The organism is Sorangium aterium, from assembly GCF_028368935.1.
Taxonomy (GTDB): domain Bacteria; phylum Myxococcota_A; class Polyangia; order Polyangiales; family Polyangiaceae; genus Sorangium; species Sorangium atrum.
The window spans coordinates 1986313-2004144 of sequence record NZ_JAQNDK010000001.1 but is presented as its reverse complement, the minus strand read 5'-3'; the positions used below and the strand labels follow the sequence as shown (position 1 = coordinate 2004144).

Sequence of the window (17832 nt, the reverse complement as noted above, 5' to 3'; positions counted from 1 at the left end):
TCCTGTCGGATTGAACAGGAACTCCTCGAATCGGACGGGGCTGACGATACCCCTCATTTCCCAACGAGCAAGTCCTGGAGAAAGAAAGAATACGTTAAACAGGCGAGGAACGCGTGGACGGCGCGCCACAGCACGGGCGATCACCGCTGTTGCATCCGAACTGCACAATCTTGGAATGTCCCAAAGCGCGCCACGGGTCGTCCAGCCGAGATCGCGCCCGTTTGTCAGGAGCATTGTCAGACATGTCCAACATGGTTCATCGAGCGACGCTGAGCGCACAAAGGCCCCGTCCAGCGTGGCCAGTTCCAGGTGCGCTTGTGTCCTTCATTGTGCGCCGTGCCAGGGGCGCCGCGGTGCGGGGGCGCCCTCGGGCCTCGTAGACGTTGCGCCGGTGCTTGCCTGACGAGGGACGCATCACAAGGAGAGGAGGGGATCTGTCCGATACGGACCGGACGGCTCACGAGGAATGAGCTCGGCCCGCGAGGGGCCGGCAAGCGCGCTCGCAGGGAGCTTTTAGGCGGAGCGATGGTGAAAGCCGTCCAGCGGCAGCGGCCCAAGCACCGCGGTGCGGCCGCGCCCTGCTCCGCGCGATCCGGCCTCAGTGCATCTTGACGAGCTCAGTCGGCGATTGGAATTTCAGAATTTGGAGAACCTCTCGTGGGCCGTCCGCATGCGTACCTGGGGCGGACATCTCGTGTCCATCGGTCGATTACGCGACCGGGCCGAAGGCATGATGGGTGCCCGCCGTGCACGCCGTCCGCACGCTCACCGCATGGACGGCGTCGTCGCGCGCCTTCACCACCGCGCCTCGCGGATCGATGGTGACGCGCACGGTGACGCGGCCTTTCAAGCGCTGGTCGTGACGGAGCCCGAGCTCGTAGCAGGCGCGGTAGCGGTCGAAGCGCTGGCGGACGATGCGCCGCGCAGGAGCATCCGCTCGTATAGTGGAGCTGGCTCCAGTTTTCTGGAGTCGTGCTTACCATCGAATATACGGTGAGGAGCGCGCTAGCCTCCTCGGGCTCCGTGCGCGACCGGGATCGTGCAGGAGAACGTCGTCCCCGCGCCGAGCTCGCTGTCGACCGAGATCTGCCCCCCGTGCGCCTCGACGATGCCCTTGGCGATGTACAGCCCGAGCCCCGCGCCAGCGCAGCGCGCCGCCCGCCCTTGCCAGTAGCGATCGAACAGGCGCGGGATGTCTTCGGGCCGGATCCCCGTGCCCGTGTCGCTGACGGACAGGCGGACATCGGGCCCCTGGCGCTCCGCGACGATCGTGATCTCTCGTCCTTCGGCGGTGAACTTCAGGGCGTTGCCCACGAGGTTCGACAGCACCTGGAGCATGCGGCCACGGTCGCAGCGGAGCTCAAGGCCGCTCCCCGGAAGGAGGGTGTGGAGCCGGATCCGCTTCTCTTCGGCGAGCGGCGCGAGCATCTCGGTGACCTCGCGCACGAGCGAGCCCGCCTCGCACGGCTGGATGTCCAGCTTCAGGCCCTTCGCCTCGATGATCGCGGCGTCGAGGAGCTCGCCGAGCATCTCGACGGTGCGCTCCGCGGCGCGCTTGATCTGCCGCGCCCGATTGCGGATCGGCTGCCCCGCCGCGTCCGCCGGGGCCGATCGCTCGAGCAGGGACGCGGCCAGGATGATCGACGACAGCGGGTTCCGGAGATCGTGCGCCGCGATGGCCAGCGCCTCTTCGCGGAGCCGCCGCGCCCGCTGCTCGGCCTCGTAGAGGCGCGCGCGGTCCAGGGCCTGCGCGCACTGCAGGGCGAGCATCGTCATGAAGCGCCGATCCTCCTCGCTGATCCGACAGGCGTCGCGGTACGTGACCCCAAGCACCCCGATGGTCACGTCACCCAGCGTCATGGGGACGCAGATCATGGTCTTGGCCCAGTCGCCTACCGGCGCGTCGGGATAGGCAGCCTTATACGCCTCGAGCGACTCGAAGATCAGCAGCTGACCCGTGCGGATGCAGTCGACGGCGGCCAGGCGCGCGGACATGGGAATGCGGCGCAGGCGCTCGACCACGTCCTCGGGGTAGCCGGGCGCGCGGAGGACCTCGATCACGCCGTCCTCCGCGAGGAGCGCGACGTACCCCGCGTCGGCGTAGAGCGCGGCGAGCCCGAGCGAGAGGACCACCTCGGCCACCTGCGCGGGCGTCGCCGCGCGCGAGAGCTCGGACGTGAACGTCTGGAGGCGCGCGACGCGCGCCTCCGCCAGCTCGACCCGGATGCGCGCGACGCGCTCGCTGGCGAGCGCCCGCTCCCGCGCCTCCTCGGCCCGCTTGCGGCGCTCGATCTCTCTCACGACCTCGACGACGTACAGCGGCGCCCCCGCGCGATCGCGAGCGAGCGAGCGCGTGACCGCGACCCAGAGCGTCGACCCGTCCCGCCGCACGCAGCGCTCTTCGGTGGTGGAAGAGGGGATCTTCCCGTCGCACAGCGCATGGACGTGCCGGAGCGCCCTCTCCGCGTGGTCCGGATGCAGGAGATGCTGGGCGCGGAGCGCCATCATCTCCTCGACGGTGTATCCGAGCAGCTCACAGAGCTTCGGGTTCACGCGGAGCAAGCGGTCATCCAGGGAGACGTGGGCCATCCCCACCGCCGCCTGGTCGAAGGCCGCGCGGAACCGCTCGTCGCTCTCGGCGCGCGCGACGTTCGCTGCGCGCGCGTCGAGCAGAGCGCGGACGGCCGTCATCAGGAGCCGGCTCTCGATCGGCCATGCGCGCGAGCCGGCACGACAGCAATCATACGTGGAACCGCACGTGGAGCCGCACGTCGAATTCAAGGTCGACGGCTGACCGACGGCCGCGCGGGCCCGGCTGGCGTGCAGCACCGGGATGGCCGCCGCGCCTAGCGTCGCCTGGAGGCGCTGGCAGAGCTCGCACCGCTCGCTGTCCGGCAGATCGACGCTGATGAGCACCAGGTCCGGCGGTCGATGGGCTCTTCGCAGGCTCTCCGCGATCGTCGCTGCGAGCTCGACCCGGAGCCCAGCGGCCTCGAGCGTGCGGCGGATCTCCTCTCGTTGGGCCTCGTCATGATCGACGATCAGGACGGTAGGTGCCTGCATAAGGTCCGCGCTCTTCCTTGGGAGAATGGAGAGTTGAAGTAGCTCACTTTCTCGCGGCTCGCCTCTCGCGGAGGCGTGTCGAGGGTACGAACTGTGCAAGACCCTGGAGCAGAATCGCGGACGAGAGCGGACGCGACCGCGCGCTCGAACGAGGGGTTGGCTCATGGCAGCGTGGCTGGAATCAGCGCTCGAGGCAGGACGCCTCTACCGCTCGATCGGCGCCCTGGAGGCGGAGCAGCTGCGTCCTCACGTGCACCGCGCCTGGGTGCGCTCTCATGGGGCAGGGGCCGATCCGCGCCGTCCCAAGGCCGAGTTCCTGAGCGCGCTCGACACCGAGCGCCTGCGCGAGCGGCACCAGGAGCTCATTCTCGCTTCCGAACCGTACCTTCGCGCGCTCAGCCAGGCCTCGGGCAACGAGCGCCATGCGGTCATGGTGGGGGACGAGCGGGCGATTCTCCTGGATGTCCGCGGTGACGAGCAGACCATTCACGGTCCCGAACGGGTGCCCGGTCCCGGCGCGTTGCTCGAGGAGAGCGTCTGTGGCGCGAACGGCGTCGGTACGGCGCTCGCCGAAGATGGCTATACGGAGCTCGTGGGGCCGGAGCATTTCATTCAGGGATTCCAAGCCTTCACGTGCCAGGGGCTCCCGCTCCGGGACGGCGATGGGACAGCCATCGGCGTGCTCAGCCTCTCTGTCAGGAGACCCGAGATTGGCTGGCGTCTGCGCGAAATTCTGCTCTGCGCCGCGCGCGCCATCGAGATGGAGCTCCTCGCCATGCGCCTCGAGCGGGACATGGATCGTGTGCTCACTGCGCGGGACGTGCCCATGGAGGACCTGACGCGGTTCCTCCAGGACATCCTCCAGGCGCGGGCGGCCGCGCGGCTCAGGATCGATCTCGCCGCGGATCAGCTCGCCGGGAGCGTCCTCGCCCAGACGCGCGATCTGCTCCACCTCGCCGCCAACGTGCTGCGCCGCTTCCGGCGCTCCGCTGCGCTGTGGCGAGCGCTCGCGCTGGACGGGGCGACGTCGCCGCGCCCGGTGGCGCTCGACGCGCTGATCCGCGATCTCGCGGAGCTGCTGGAGGTCGAGTCGGCTGTCTGCGACGTCACGACCAGCATCCAGGAGCTCGAGCCCGTGGTCGTCCAGGCGGACCACAACACCCTGGCGCGCGCGCTCTTTCGCGTGCTGCTGAGCGCCGTCCGGGCTGCGCGCCGCGGCGTCGTGCACCTCGCGCTCCGGGCGACGCCGACGGGCGGAGACCTGTGCCTCACGCTCTCACCCGGCACGGGGGTCGCCGCGCGCGCGCCGCCCCCTGTGCGGGTGCTGGTGCCGACACACCCGGGAGCCCCGGAGCGCGCGGCGAGCGATCTCACGGTGTGGATGGCCTGAGCCGCCGGGTCAGCGCGGAATGAGGTTGCGGCAGCCGCTGCCGCAGGCGTCCCCGTCGCGGTTGTTGCCGTCGTCGCACTCCTCCACGGCCTGGACGACGCCATCGCCGCAGTACTCGCCGAGCTTGCAGTCCTGCGCGCACTCGCCGTAGCCGCCGTCGTTCACCCCGTCGTCGCACTCCTCGCCCAGGCTGACGACGCCGTCGCCGCAGACGGGCTTGCACTCGCTCCGCGCCGTCGCGAAGCCCTGCAGCGTGAGCTTGAACGTCGACGCCGCGGTCTGGCGCTCGGCGTGGAACACGGCGATCTGGTAGACGCCGCCGTCCATCAGGCCGAGATCGACGTTCCGCTGCGGGATGACGTCGTCTTCCTCCGTCGCGTAGGTCACCCTGCCTCCCCCGTTGGCGTTGATGACGAGGCGCCCGTTGACGGCGCTGTGGATGCCGCCGACGTCGACCGCGAGGCGATCGTTGATGAACACCCACACATCGTCGTCGCCGGTGAAGTCGAGCTCGTACTGCTCGCCCGCGTTGTACTGGAACCAGTAGCGGATCTCGCTCGTGAAATGGAAGTTGTGCTTCGGGTTGCCCTCCTCCTTCATCCAGTTGCCCCCGCCGTAGCTCGGGAAGATGTCGGCCGCGACGCGCTCGGCCGCCGGGGTGAACGGATCGTCGTCGACCGGGAAGAACAGCGGGTTCCCGTCGTAGGTCTCCTCGATATACCTCGCCCAGTAGACCCCGCCGCGCACCTCGCAGCTGTGGAACTCCTCGCTGTGGATGTCGCCGCACTGCGGGGTGGCCTGGGCCGACGAGGTGCACTCCTCGTCGTTGATCTCGTTGCCCACGTTGCCGCAATAGTGCTCGCTCTCCGTGGACAGCAGGGTCCACTGCTGGCCGTCCTCGCCCCAGCGGTTCACGAAGCGGCCGTCGCCGGTGTCCCAGAGCGTGAGGGTGGTGGCCGTGGTGCTGTTGGTGCCGGGCACGTCGTGGTACCACTGGGCGAAGCTGTCCGCGCTCGTGACCAGGCTATTGGCGGCGGCCATGTACGTCGGCTTCTTCTGAGCGTCGAGCCGCTGCCCGACCATGTTGAAGATCGGCTTGCTGTTGGCGGGACCCTTCGGCTCGAAGTCGGCGTGGGCCGCCTTGAAGTCGCGGAAGACGACCGGCACGGCCATCGAGCCCGAGGGCTGGGGAACGGCGCAGGTGTAGCCCGGCTCCTGCTTGCACGTCGCGGAGCAGCCGTCGCCGTCGATGTTGTTGCCGTCGTCGCACTCCTCGCCCAGCACGAGGCCGTCGCCGCAGCGGGACACGCACGAGCCCGCGGAGCAATCGGGCTCGGCCTGGCAGCTCGAGGAGCAGCCGTCGAAGGGCATCGTGTTGCCGTCTTCACAGCTCTCCGCGCCCTCCTGGGTGCTGTCGCCGCAGGTCGTCGGCGTGCAGGCGCTCGGGTTGCCGCTGCACTTGAAGCCGACCTCCACCTTGCAGGTCGGCGAGCAGCCGTCGGCCGCCTCGGTGTTGCCGTCGTCGCAGAGCTCCGGGAACACCACAACGCCGTCACCGCAGCGGGCGATGCGCGTGCAGGCGACTCCGGGCAGCGGGCACGACCAGCCGAGCTCTACCGAGCGGCAATCCGCGGCACAGCCGTCATCGCCCACCGCGTTCCCGTCGTCGCACGCCTCGTCCTTGGTCAGGCCCCCGTCGCCGCAACGGAACGCGCTGTCGCCCTCGCCGATGTCCGATCCGCTCCCCGTGGTGTCGCCGTCGCCGAGATCGCCGCCGGTCGTGGTGGTGGGGTTGTCCCCGCCGCCGCCGGTGCCACCGCCCCCTGCCGGACGCTCGCGGCTCGCAGAGCAGCTCGCCGTCAGGGCGGCGCAGCTCATGATGAAAATGGTCGAACCAAACCACGAAGATCGAGGACGCATGACCTGCTCCTTCCGGTTGCCCGGGACCTCTCGGGATGCGTGAATTGGCGACAGTCTCCCACGCGGATGCCCTGAATTCGAGCCCTTCCTGCGCGGGCCGTCACCTCCAGGGCTGTTGAATAAAGGGGCTCCCCCTGTGCGTGGATAAATCCTCAACCAGCGTCTCTTTCCCCCGAGGGCGGACCGCGTGAGGGACGTATACTCGCGCGCCGGCCGGCTCGCTCCTCCTCTCCTCGTCGCGCGCCGGCCGGCCCGTCACCGGACCTGGAGCGCTGCATGTTGCGATCGTCTGACTCGACCCCTCCTCCGGGGAGCGCCCGCCTCCCCGGCGCGACAGCGCGCCCCCGGCGCTCCTGGGCCGGGTGGGCCGGCTTCTCTGGCCTGCTCCTTCTGAGCATCCTCGTGCCGTTCTTCCTCTTCGCCGACAGCCTCGAGGCTGCGGCCCGAAGGCTGCTCGCGGCGCCGCCTTCGCCCATTGCGACGGCGCTCGTCCTCGGCGGATTGCTCGCCGGCGATATCGTCCTGCCGGTGCCATCGAGCCTGGTGAGCACGGCGGCGGGCGGGCTGCTCGGCTTCTGGCGCGGGACGGCTGTCTCGTGGGCAGGCATGATGGTGGGCTCGGGGCTGGGTTATCTGCTCGGCGCGCGCGCGGGCGCGCCGGCCTTGCAGCAGATGGTGGGCGAGGCGGAGCTCGCGCGCCTGACGCGGGCCGCCGAGCGTCACGGCCGCTGGTTCCTGCTCCTTTTCCGCGGCGTGCCCGTGCTCGCGGAGGCATCTCTCGTCTTCGCAGGCGCGGGCCGCATGCCCTGGCGCGCGTTCGTCGCGGTGACGGCCCTGGCCAACCTGGGCATCTCGGCGACCTATGCCGCGGTGGGCGCCTCGGCCGCGCGGCTCACCTCCTCCCTGCTGCTGCTCGCAGGGATGGTGCTTCTACCGGGGCTCGCGCTGCTCCTCGCCCGCCTGCCGGAGCGCTGGCGTAGACCGGTAGGAGAGGGCGAGGGCCGTGGGAGAGGAGGGGAGTAGCGCTGGCAGCTCGGCTGCCGGCACATCCGCCGCCGTGAGGATCGATGAAGGCCGGAGCAGCGCGTCGACGCGTCGACGCATCGCGTGCCCCTGTGACTGGCACTGTGGCGAATCGCAGCCTTCCAACATGCCTCTCCCATTGACGAGATCCGACCAAGGCCCCTTTGACGGCGTTTGACGCTGCGCGTATGTGGGATGACGCTGCGCACCTATCCAATGACGCTGTGCGCCTGGCAAATGACGCCGCGCGTGCGATGGGAGCGCGGGGCTGCGGAGCGGCTCGGTCATTCAAGCGCAATTTGAAAGTCAAGTGTCTCTTGGCGGTCGTCCCCTCGTGCAGCGTTCCTGCAGGATCCCGTTGGAGGAGAGCGCCTCCTGCGATCCACCGTCGTGGGAAAAGCACCGCCATATCGATATTGGTTCCGGCGTCGGGGGGTGCGTCTCGTCTTGACCCTCTGTTTGGTGGCGGGTAACATGCGAGCCCGGTTGGCAACCCGTCGGTGTTGCTTGATTGCGAATTCTGCGCAGGGTCGACTGTCGAGCGCGACCAACCGTTGATCTGGCTGGGATTACCTTACGGACGAGCCTTTGGGGGTTGTCGCTCGAAGCAGTGCGCCGTGCTCTGAATTTGTGCTTAACGAAAGAACGAACCTATGAGAATCCGAAGAAGCCATATCTTCTTGTGTTCCTTCGCCGCCCTCGGTCTGGTGGGCATCGCCTGCGGCGGTGACGGCTCGACCGCGGCGACCGGGGGTGGGCTGACGGGGACCGGCGGAGCGGGCAGCGGCACCGGCGCGGGCACCCCGACGGGCAGCGGCGTCGGCGCGGGCACCCCGACGAGCAGCGGCGTCGGCGCGGGCACCCCGACGAGCAGCGGCGTCGGCGCGGGCACCCCGACGAGCAGCGGCGTCGGCGCGGGCGAGCCGACCGGCAGCGGCGTCGGCGGCGGGTCCTCCAACCCGGATGGGAAGCCCACGCCGGACACCGACGGCTCACCCAAGGGGAAGTTCCGCGTCAACCTTTCCAACGGCCGCATCACGGTCGACGGCACGGACACCCAGATTCGCGGTGGCAACTGGTTCGGGCTCGAGGGGCAGGACGACACGGCGCGCCCCGGCGCGATGGAGCTCTTCATCGGCTCCATGTTCTGGGCCGACAACTCGGCCAAGCGCACCATCGAAGACACGCTGAAGGAGATCAAGTCTTCCGGTCTCAAGTTCAACACGGTCCGGCTCCCGATCGCGCCGCAGACGCTGGTCCAGGGGCACCCGGACGGCGACTACAGCATCGAGGATCCCCGGATCCGGAACAACGATCCTGACAAGTACCCGTACGCCAACGCGTACGAGGCGTTCACGGACTTCCTCAAGCTGGCCGACAAGAACGGCGTCTATGTCGTCCTCGGCATGCACTCCTGCTCGAACCACATCGGGTGGCGCAAGGGCAAGCTGAACGACGGCCCGCCGTGGGTGGACAGCGACCGCGAGAACTACGAGTACAAGAAGGACGACTACACCTGCGTCGACGGCGAGGACGCCTACAACAAGGACAAGTGGCTCGCGGACATCCGCACGATGGCGCAGCTTCCCAAGAAGCTCAACATCAAGAACGTCCTCGGCATCGATTGCTTCAACGAGCCGTGGAAGTACTCCTGGTCCGAGTGGGCCGATCTGGCGAAGGAGTGCTACGACGTCATCAAGTCCGAGAACGACGACATCATCGCCGTGGTCGAGGGCGTGTCGAGCAGCCACCAGAAGCCGGGCGCCTCTGGCCTGGAGCTGGATCCGGAGCCCTTCGGCACCGAGGGCATCAACCCGAACTGGGGTGAGAACTTCTACGGGCAGGCGGCCTACCCGATCCAGATTCCCAGGGATCGCCTCTGCTTCTCGCCCCACACCTACGGGCCGGCCGTGTTCGTTCAGAAGCACCACGTCGATCAGTCGAAGCCCGAGTGCGTCGGGCTCGAGGACGACGCGGCCGCCGAGGCCAAGTGCCAGCTGGTCGTGAACCGGAACAACGCCGAGGCCGTCGCGACCATGGAAAAGGGCTGGGACGAGCACTTCGGGTACCTCCGCGCGCAGAACTTCTGCGTGCTCATCGGCGAGTTCGGCGGCGTGAAGGACTGGCCGAAGAACGAGCTGGAGCCGGCCGCGGCGCAGCGCTGGGCGCACCTCCCGGCCAACGCGCGCCACGACTGGGAGTGGCAGAACATCTTCGTGAACTACCTCAAGAAGCGGAAGATGACGGACTTCCTCTACTGGTCCATCAACCCCGAGTCGGGTGACACGGGCGGTCTCTATGGCCACAAGTACACCGACGCCAACAAGGACGGTTGGGGTACGTGGACGGGTCTGGACACCGAGAAGGTCCAGATGCTGAGCGGCCTCCAGTAATCCGAGTCGCGACCCAGGACGGCCGCCCGCAGAGCCTGGCTCTGCGGGCGGCTCTCTTTTGTGGCTTCAGCCGCGACGCGGGGTCGACCCGGCTCGGTGGATGGCCAATCGTAGCTGTCGTCGCGCGCGTTCACCGGCGTGACCTCTGTCCGGGTCGATCGCGCCACGTCGCTGCCGTCTCTGCTGCTTGCTGGGCGCAACTTCGCGTATTCCCGTGGTCTGCGACGATGTGGCGAGAGCTGCCCCACGCGAACTGGATGGACTGGCGTCCGAGGAACTCGTAGCCTCGTCCTGCCAACTGGATCGTCGTCGCGTCCGGAGGTGAAGAGCTGTTCCACGCGACGGGCGCATGTGAACCATCGGTCGGGGGGGCCCGGGCGGCTGCGTATCGGTGCGATTGCCGGTTTCGGCGGAGCCCGTGGCACGGGAGGAGGCTCATGGAGGATCGCAGGACGGCCCGCGCGAGCGCGGACCAGAACGTACGTTTCAGGGTGCTCGCCCCGCTGGTGCTCGCCCTGGCGCTGCTGCTCTCGCTCTATCTGGTGACGACCTACAGAGCGTTCACCTCGCAGCGCGAAGCGAGCCTCCAGCAGGCGACCGAGACCACGACGGAGCTCCTGCGGCGGGCGACCGAGGACAACATCGCGACCCTGGGCTCCCTCATGAGCGCCATCACGCGCGATCCCCTCCTCGAGGACGCGATGCGCCGCCAGGACCGCGAGGCGCTCCTCGCGCGGGGGGCACCGCTCCTCCAGGAGCTCCAGGCGCGCGCGGGGATCACGCACCTCTACTTTCATGCTCCCGACCGCGTGAACTTCCTGCGGGTTCACCAGCCTTACCGTTTCGGCGACACGATCTCTCGCGTCACGCTCATGGAAGCGGAGCGGACGGGACAGCCGAGCGTCGGCAACGAGCAGGGGCCCCTCGGCACGTATACCCTCCGGTACGTCATGCCGTGGCGCTCCGGGGATCGCCTCCTCGGCTACATCGAGCTCGGCAAGGAGTTCCAGCTCGTCGCCTCCTCGCTGCGCGAGGCCCACGCGATGGATGTCGCCATCCTCGTCGACAAGAAGTACGTGGATCGAGCGCTCTGGGAGCCGACCGCCGCGGAGCAGCGTCTGCCTCCGTGGGACACGCTCCCCTCCATCGTCGCCGTCTTCAGCACGGCGCAGGCGCTGCCCGACGAGCTCTCGGCGAGGCTGGCGCGGCAGGGCCTCGACCTCGACGAGCCGACCGTGTCCGTCCAGGCGGACGGGCGCGTCCTGGAGTGCACGCTGCTCCCGATCGACGACGTCCGGTCGCTCGAGACAGCGAAGCTGCTCGTGATGCGCGACGTGACGGGCGTCGCCGCCGCCGCGCGCGCGCAGCTCGTGGCCGGCTGCGCCGCGTTCGCCGGCGTGAGCGGCGGGCTGCTCGCGATGTTTCACGTCCTCCTCGGCCGCATCCAGCGGGATCTCCGGGAGCGATCGAGGCTGCTGACCAGCGCGAAGGAGTGTCTGGAGCAGGAGATCGAGGTGCGGATCGTCGCTCAGCGCGAGCTCGAGGGGGCGCTCGGCGCGTCGGCGGCCGCGTCCCAGGCGAAGACCGAGTCGCTCGCCCAGCGCGAGGAGGCGCTCTGCGAGCTGCAGGCCACCAAGCGCGCCCTCGAGCAGCAGCTCCAGACGATCGAGCGCCAGCGCGTCACCATCCGGGAGCTGTCGTTGCCCATCGTGGACGTGTGGGACGAGATCCTCGCGCTCTCGATCGTCGGGCCCGTGGACTCCGAGCGGGCGGCCGACATGATGGATGGCCTGCTCCGCCGGATCGTCGACGCGCAGGCCCGCTGGATCATCCTCGATGTGACGGGGCTGCCGGCCATCGACGACGAGGTCGCGGCGCGCCTCGCCCGGGTGGCCAAGGCCGTGCGGCTGCTCGGGTGCGACTGTATCGTGACGGGCATCAGCCCCCATATCGCGCGCGCGTTCGTCGCGCTCGGCGTCGAGCTCGGCGATATCCGGCCATTGCGCAGCTTGAAGGACGGCATCAAGCACTGCATGTCCGCCCGCCAGGCGGCCGCGCTCCGATCGACCCTGGCGACCTGAGCGCCGCGCGGTCGGGGCGGATCGGGCAGCGCGCCCGCCGATCGGCGGCAGCGGCGCGCTGCCGTGTTCCGCGGCGGTCCAGGCTTGGATACGCTACCTCACGAGCTCGCCCGCCTCGCGTGTGGATCCGGGGTCGAGCGCGCCGTTCTTCGAAGCCCCGCACCCGCCATGTACCGAACCGCCGCTCCGCTGCCTCCCGAGCCGCCCCGCGAGTGGCAGCTCATCGTCGAGGCCTTCCTGTACGAGCACCTCTCCGTGCCCGAGGCATGGCTCGCGCGCGCCGGGGGCACCGTCGCGCTGCTCGTCGGCGCGCGGATGCTCGCGCCCGAGCACCACGGGGAGAACCGCGCCTGGCTGTTCGGCGATCTGCGGCGGATAGAGGGCCAGCGGCCGCCGCTCCTCGCCCCCACCTCGTTCGGGCTGGAGCGCGTGTGCGCGCCGGGCGAGGCGGAGGCCCTCCCGCGGCACGTCGCCGTGTGCCCCTGGCCCGACGCGGCGGGGATGACGCTGGCGGGCATCGCGCGCCACCTTCCGGGCTCGCGCTTCGAGATCGGCGCGGCGGCGGAGGTCGCGGCGCAGCTCGCGCGCGTGCGGCTCGCCGTGCCGCACGCGAGCTTCACGTACGCGCGCGTCATCGTGTTCGAGAGCGGCGAGGTGCGCGTCGCGCCGCCCCTGCCGGAGACGGAGCGCTCGGCCGCGCTGAGCGATTCGGGGTTCGAGTTCCTCGACGACCTGGGAATCAGGGTCTCCCCGCTCCATGACCCGAGCGACCTCGAGCCGGCCTTCGGCGTCGCATCGGCGCTCTTCGAGCTCGTCGCGGGCTTCGGCGAGGCGGGCGGCGTGGCGAAGCGCCAGCTCCTCCACGCCGCGGTCAACGCGCAGCCCGCGCACCCGCTGCCGTCGGACTTCGGGGTGCGCAGCCGCGAGGTCGACGCCCTCGTCGCGCGGGGCACCTCGGGCGAGGCGTCGCTCCCCGAGCTCACGCAGGCGCTCGCCGCGCTCAGCCAGGCGCTCGACGGCCCGGCCGCGCTCGGGCGCGCGGTGCGCGCGAGCGTCGCGGCGGCCACGCCCTCGCCGCCCCACTGGCAGATGGGGGACGGCAAGCGCGTCTACATGCTCTTCCCCGACGTGCAGGCGCTCCCTGTCGGCGCAGTCTGGCCGGGGCCCGAGCCATGATGGGACCGCGCCGCCGAGGCGTCTCGCGCGCCTCTCACGTGCCTCTCGTGGGCAGGCGCGGCTAACCGCGGCCCGGCACCTCGTCGAAGCTGAAGAAGACCAGCTTGCCCATGGAGCGGGACAGCTCGACCATCTCGTCGGCTCCCTTCGAGGGGCCGCCGATCCGCAGGCAAGCGTCGCAGCGCGCGACGAGCCGGCGGGCGACAGGATGGAAGATCTCGTTGAATATCTCGTCTCCGATCTGCCGCGACCCGGCGTGCTCGATGAGCGGCAGCGCGAACCATTCGCCGAGGACGGGGAGGTGGCCCGCCCGGAACAGGCGCACGGCCATGTCGTTCATCGCGCGAACGTTCGCCGCGATCAGGACCGGATCATCGCCCGTGCCGGAGCGATAGGGCCCGGCGACGAGGATCATGAGGGGCTGGGTGGGTTGCATCGTCTGCCGTCAGGGGGCCTGCAGGTCCCGATCGGCGCTCGGGAACCAGCGCGTCGCGGCGCGGACCGCGTTGGCGGCCGCGCCGAGCCGAAGGTTGTCCCCGACCACGGTGAGGCACACGCTCTTCCGGTCGCGGTCCCGGTGATCCGGGCGGATCCGCCCCACCAGCGCGAGGTCTCGGTCCTGCACGCAGTGGAGCGCGCTCAGGCCCTCGCCGGCGGCGCCGGGGAGGTGCTTCACGAAGGGCGACCGCGCCGGATCGCTCAGGATGCTCGCGACCCGCTCGAGATCCACCGGGCGATCGAACGTGACCCACGCGTTCTCGTAGTGGCCCACCGCGACGCCGACCCGACAGCACTGCGCGGAGATGTCGAGCTCCGGCGTGCTCAGGATCTTGCGGCTCTCGAAGATGAGCTTCCGCTCTTCCGAGGAGAAGCCGCTCTCGTCGGTGCCGCCGTTGTGCGGGACGGTGTTGCCGGCGTAGCCCGACGCCTTGAACGGCAGGCCCAGCCGATCGAGGGCCTGGAAGCCGTCGCGCGCGTCCGCGAGGAACGCGTCCAGGGCGGCGATGCCGGCGCCGCTGACCGCCTGGTACGTGCTCACCGTGACCTCGCTGAGCCCGAACTCCCGGCGCAGGGGCGAGAGCGCGAGCATCAGCGGGATCGTCGTGCAGTTCGGATTGGCCACGAGCCGGACCGAGTCATCGACGATGCTCGAGTTCACCCCGGCGACGACGAGCGGCACCTTCGGGTCGGCGCGGTACGTGTTGCTCTTGTCGATCACGCGGTACCCGAGCTCCACGAGCCGCGGGACGTACCGCTTGCTGTGATCGTCATCCAGGGCCACGAACGCGAGGTCTCCGCGGGGGGCGTCCTGCGCCTCGAGGCGCGACGCGCCGAGCACCTCGTACGACTTGCCGTCGAGGGTGAGCTCCTGGTCCCGGCTCGCGAACAGGGCGAGCGTCGCGCCGGGCCAGGCCCGCGCGATGAGGGTGATGGTTTCGCGGCCAACAAGGCCCGTGGCGCCGAGGATGCAGATTCGCATAAGGGCGCTCTTTACCAGACCGGGGCCCAGCCGACGAGGGGCGAGTGGCCGGGCGCCGCAGCAACGCTGTGCCTACCCGCGCGGCGCGTCCCTTCCGCCCGCGCGCCCAGCCGCCGTCCCCTCGACGGCCGGGGCGCGGCCCGCGCTCAGATGACCGTGCCCGGCGGGACGACGGCGTTCTTCGGGACGACCACGATGCCCTCCCGGGCCGCGTAGTACGGGGCGTCGGTGTCCGGCCGATCGGGGATGTTGCGGATCACCACCCCGTCGCCGATGCGCGCGTTCTTGTCGATGATCGCGCCGTCGATCGTGCACCCGCGGCCGATGCCGATGGGCGGGAGGCCCCTCGTGCTCTCGGGGCCGTGGGCCTGGAACAGGGACTCGTAGTCCGCGCCCATCATGACCGTGTTCGACATCGAGACGTGGGGCCCGATGGAGGAGAGCTGCCCGACGACCGACCGGGAGATCTTCGACTCGACGATCCGGCTCCCCTCGGCGAGGAGCACCTGGTCGAGGACCGAGCCCGCGGTGACGTGGGCCGGGGGGAAGAACTGCGGGCGGGTGTAGATCGGCCGCTGCGGGTCGTAGAACGAGAACGGAGGATCGGAGTCCGTGAGCGCGAGGCTGGCCTCGTAGTAGCTGCGGATCGTGCCGATGTCCTCCCAGTACCCGTCGAACGTATAGGTCATCATCCGATGGGTATCGAGCGCCCGGGGCAGGATGTGGCTGCCGAAGTCGGAGGCGTTGTCGCGCTCGAGCATCTCGTAGAGCGCCTTCGCGCTGAAGATGTAGACGCCCATCGAGGCGAGCCACGGGTTCGCCGGATCGGGCAGCTGCCGCACGCTGTCGAGCAGCTTCATGTCCTTCGGCTTCTCGATGAACTTGACCACCCGCCCGGTGTCGTCGGTGTCCACGATGCCGAGGCGCGACACCTCGGCCGTCGGGACGGGGCGAACGGCGAGCGTGACGTCGGCCCGGGTCTCGCGGTGGTGCTCGAGGAAGGGCTCGTAGTCCATGCGGTAGAGGTGATCGCCCGAGAGGATCATGACGTCCCGCGGGTTCGGCGATTTCACCTCGACGAGCTGCTTGCGGACGGCGTCGGCGGTGCCCTGGTACCAGTCGCTGTGGGTCGGCGTCTGCTCGGCCGCGAGGATCTGCACGGCGCCGGCCGAGAAGACGTCGAATCGATACGTCTGCGTGATGTGGTTGTGGAGCGAGACCGAGTTGAACTGCGTGAGGATGTGGATGCGGTTGAAGCCCGAGTTGAGGCAGTTGCTGATCGGGATGTCGACCAGCCGGTACTTGCCGCCGGTCGGGACGGCTGGCTTCGAGCGCAGCTTGGTGAGCGGGTAGAGGCGGCTTCCTACGCCTCCGCCGAGGATCAAAACCACCACGTCGTTGTGCTTCAAGCGGGTCTCCGCGAGGTGAGGGGGACGGTTCGACGCCCGGGACGATGGGCGCGGTTACACTAGCAGGTGTGGCGATTCAACCGGGCTGCAGATCGCTCAGCGGCAGCGCGCCGGGCGGTCGCTCGGGCCGGGGGCTTCCCGGGCGATCGCCCCCGTCTGCTCCTCCACGCTGAGGGACGTGATCCGCGCGTCCGGCGAGGTGTCCACACGCACGGCCAGCGAGAGCGCGCCGCGCTCGCAGCGCAGGCCGAAGCGCGCCGCCGTGGCGCTCTCCACCGCGGCGGAGCCGTCGAGCGCGCACGGTCCCACCCGCGCGCCGGCGTCGCGCAGCGCCTTTCGCAGGGACGCGAGGTGAGCCTCCGGGAACCAGCCGGGCCTGAGCCTGCGATCGAGCGCCTCCGTGCGCGCGCGGCCGATGACGGAGGCGACGGCCTGGGCGGCGCGGCGCACGGGCGGGGAGGGCGGGACGACGCGCGCTTCCATGGCGCCGGTCGCCGCGAGCTGGCCGAGCACCTCCGCGTTGAGCGACTCGAGATCGGCGCCGGCCACGTTGGCGAGCGCGACGACCCCGACGCCCCGCTGCGGGAGGAACGTCACCGACGCGGAGAATCCGTCGATCAGGCCGTCGTGGAACACCACGTGGCCGAGGTCGCAGTCCTCGCGCACGTGCCAGCCGAGCCCGGGGCCGTCGTCGCCGCCGCCGGCCGGGAACGCCGAGCCGTTGCGCGCCATCATGTGCGACTCGCGCACCGTGCTCCGCCGCAAGGCCCCTGTCTCGGGCGCGTCGCGCGCGGGCCAGGCGGCGAGCTGGAAGCCGACGAAGCGACCCATGTCGGCGAGGCTCGCGTAGAGCCCCGCGGTCGCCTCGGAGGCCCCGAGCCGCCAGGGCTGGATCGACGCCACGGCGCCGTCGTCGACGCCGCGCGCGTGGGGCGACGCGAGCGCGCCGGGCGGCACCTGCGACGGGTCCCACGCGGCGTCGCGCATGCCGAGCGGCCCGAGCACCGCGTCGCTCATGTAGCGCCGGTACGGCACGCCGGAGGCGCGCGCGACGACCAGCCCGAGGAGCGAATAGCCGAGGTTCGAGTAGGACGTCCCGGTGCCCGGCGCGCTCTCGAGCCCGAAGCCGTCGAGCGTCGCCAGGATCTCCCGCTCGGTGACGTCGCGCGACGTCGACGCGGGGGGAAACACGCCGAGCCGCGGCAGGCCGGAGCTGTGCGTGAGCAGGTCGCGGACCGTGATCTGCCGCGCGTCGCGCGTCGGGTAGACGACGCCGGCGAGCGCTGGCAGGTAGCGCGCCGCCGGGGCGTCGATCGACAGCCGCCCTTCGTCGCGGAGCCGCAGTATCGCCGCCGCGGTCAGCGGCTTGGTGACGGAGCCGATGCGGAAGCGCGTGTGCTCGTCGACCGCTCCGCCCGCCGCGGCGTCCCGCACGCCGAGCACCGCCTGGATCGCGAGCTCCTCGTCGATGACGACGCCGAGCGCGAGTGCCGGCAGCCGCTCCCTCTCCGCGGCGCGCCGCGCGAGCGCCTGCACGTCGGCCGCCGCCGCGCGGAGCTTCCGCCCGCGCTCCGGATCGGGGAAGCGCGGCGTCGGCGCGGGCTCGCTGGCGAAGCGCTGGGCGAGCGGCGCCGCGGCCACCGGCGCGGCGGCCGGCGGCGCGGGCGCGGTCGATGCGCACCCGCAGAGGAGAAGGGGTGACGCGGAGAAGACGGCCGCGGCGAGGAGCGCGGCGAGCCTGTCGTCGATCGTCCTCAAGTCGGAGCCATGACTCTCGCTCTTCGATCGCGACCCGACAATCCGAAACGGACCCGGTGGAGGGGGGCAGTCCTCGATTTTCTCGGTGGAGGTAGGCGGGGAGCGCGACGTCTACGCAGCTCTGGTGTGGGGATCCCAC

Annotated in this window: 12 protein-coding genes; 5 read left to right on the top strand and 7 right to left on the bottom strand. The window is 70.4% G+C overall.

The features are described 5' to 3' along the window. Window positions 1-709: 709 nt before the first annotated feature. Window positions 710-850 (bottom strand): hypothetical protein, encoded by a 141-nt coding sequence (locus tag POL72_RS07235; RefSeq protein WP_272094290.1) that lies wholly within the window; start codon window positions 848-850, stop codon window positions 710-712. 155 nt (window positions 851-1005) lie between these two features. Beyond that, a complete protein-coding gene (locus POL72_RS07230; protein WP_272094289.1) occupies window positions 1006-3063 on the bottom strand; it encodes a hybrid sensor histidine kinase/response regulator in 2058 nt (685 codons plus the stop codon). 163 nt (window positions 3064-3226) lie between these two features. On the opposite strand from POL72_RS07230, the gene POL72_RS07225 reads away from it, so the two are divergent. Continuing rightward, the gene (locus POL72_RS07225) at window positions 3227-4453 is read left to right on the top strand and encodes a sigma-54-dependent transcriptional regulator family protein (protein ID WP_272094288.1); all 1227 of its coding nucleotides are present in this window, start codon (window positions 3227-3229) and stop codon (window positions 4451-4453) included. 9 nt (window positions 4454-4462) lie between these two features. Here POL72_RS07225 and POL72_RS07220 read toward each other — a convergent pair whose 3' ends face one another. Next, a complete protein-coding gene (locus POL72_RS07220; protein WP_272094287.1) occupies window positions 4463-6373 on the bottom strand; it encodes a DUF4215 domain-containing protein in 1911 nt (636 codons plus the stop codon). Window positions 6374-6649: 276 nt separating this feature from the next. Here POL72_RS07220 and POL72_RS07215 point away from each other — a divergent pair, with 276 nt between their 5' ends. The 4 genes from POL72_RS07215 to POL72_RS07200 all read left to right on the top strand — a co-directional run bounded on the left by POL72_RS07215 (window position 6650) and on the right by POL72_RS07200 (window position 13046). Beyond that, window positions 6650-7396, top strand: a complete 747-nt coding sequence (locus POL72_RS07215) for a TVP38/TMEM64 family protein (protein WP_272094286.1) — start codon at window positions 6650-6652, stop codon at window positions 7394-7396. A gap of 653 nt (window positions 7397-8049) precedes the next feature. Next, a complete protein-coding gene (locus POL72_RS07210) occupies window positions 8050-9789 on the top strand; it encodes a glycoside hydrolase family 5 protein (protein ID WP_272094285.1) in 1740 nt (579 codons plus the stop codon). A gap of 437 nt (window positions 9790-10226) precedes the next feature. Next, complete coding sequence (locus POL72_RS07205; RefSeq protein WP_272094284.1) at window positions 10227-11870, top strand: cache domain-containing protein; 1644 nt, start codon at window positions 10227-10229, stop codon at window positions 11868-11870. Window positions 11871-12038: 168 nt separating this feature from the next. Further along, window positions 12039-13046 carry a hypothetical protein gene (locus POL72_RS07200; protein ID WP_272094283.1) on the top strand — a complete coding sequence of 336 codons (1008 nt, stop codon included), beginning with the start codon at window positions 12039-12041 and terminating at the stop codon, window positions 13044-13046. A 61-nt stretch (window positions 13047-13107) separates the two neighbouring features. Here the strand turns inward: POL72_RS07200 and POL72_RS07195 are convergent, their stop codons facing one another. The 4 genes from POL72_RS07195 to POL72_RS07180 form a co-directional block, all read right to left on the bottom strand. Then, a complete protein-coding gene (locus tag POL72_RS07195) occupies window positions 13108-13482 on the bottom strand; it encodes a DUF4406 domain-containing protein (RefSeq protein ID WP_272094282.1) in 375 nt (124 codons plus the stop codon). A 9-nt stretch (window positions 13483-13491) separates the two neighbouring features. Further along, window positions 13492-14526, bottom strand: a complete 1035-nt coding sequence (locus POL72_RS07190) for an aspartate-semialdehyde dehydrogenase (RefSeq protein WP_272094281.1) — start codon at window positions 14524-14526, stop codon at window positions 13492-13494. A 146-nt stretch (window positions 14527-14672) separates the two neighbouring features. After that, on the bottom strand, window positions 14673-15935 hold the full coding sequence (locus POL72_RS07185) for a glucose-1-phosphate adenylyltransferase (RefSeq protein WP_272094280.1): 1263 nt from the start codon (window positions 15933-15935) through the stop codon (window positions 14673-14675). A 96-nt stretch (window positions 15936-16031) separates the two neighbouring features. Continuing rightward, on the bottom strand, window positions 16032-17693 hold the full coding sequence (locus POL72_RS07180; RefSeq protein WP_272094279.1) for a serine hydrolase domain-containing protein: 1662 nt from the start codon (window positions 17691-17693) through the stop codon (window positions 16032-16034). Window positions 17694-17832 lie beyond the last annotated feature (139 nt).

Bases quoted from the DNA above. Each gene is read 5' to 3' on its own strand.
- POL72_RS07230 (WP_272094289.1), bottom strand. From the start codon at position 3,063: ATGCAGGCACCTACCGTCCTGATCGTCGATCATGACGAGGCCCAACGA.
- POL72_RS07225 (WP_272094288.1), top strand. From the start codon at position 3,227: ATGGCAGCGTGGCTGGAATCAGCGCTCGAGGCAGGACGCCTCTACCGC.
- POL72_RS07220 (WP_272094287.1), bottom strand. From the start codon at position 6,373: ATGCGTCCTCGATCTTCGTGGTTTGGTTCGACCATTTTCATCATGAGC.
- POL72_RS07215 (WP_272094286.1), top strand. From the start codon at position 6,650: ATGTTGCGATCGTCTGACTCGACCCCTCCTCCGGGGAGCGCCCGCCTC.
- POL72_RS07210 (WP_272094285.1), top strand. From the start codon at position 8,050: ATGAGAATCCGAAGAAGCCATATCTTCTTGTGTTCCTTCGCCGCCCTC.
- POL72_RS07205 (WP_272094284.1), top strand. From the start codon at position 10,227: ATGGAGGATCGCAGGACGGCCCGCGCGAGCGCGGACCAGAACGTACGT.
- POL72_RS07200 (WP_272094283.1), top strand. From the start codon at position 12,039: ATGTACCGAACCGCCGCTCCGCTGCCTCCCGAGCCGCCCCGCGAGTGG.
- POL72_RS07195 (WP_272094282.1), bottom strand. From the start codon at position 13,482: ATGCAACCCACCCAGCCCCTCATGATCCTCGTCGCCGGGCCCTATCGC.
- POL72_RS07190 (WP_272094281.1), bottom strand. From the start codon at position 14,526: ATGCGAATCTGCATCCTCGGCGCCACGGGCCTTGTTGGCCGCGAAACC.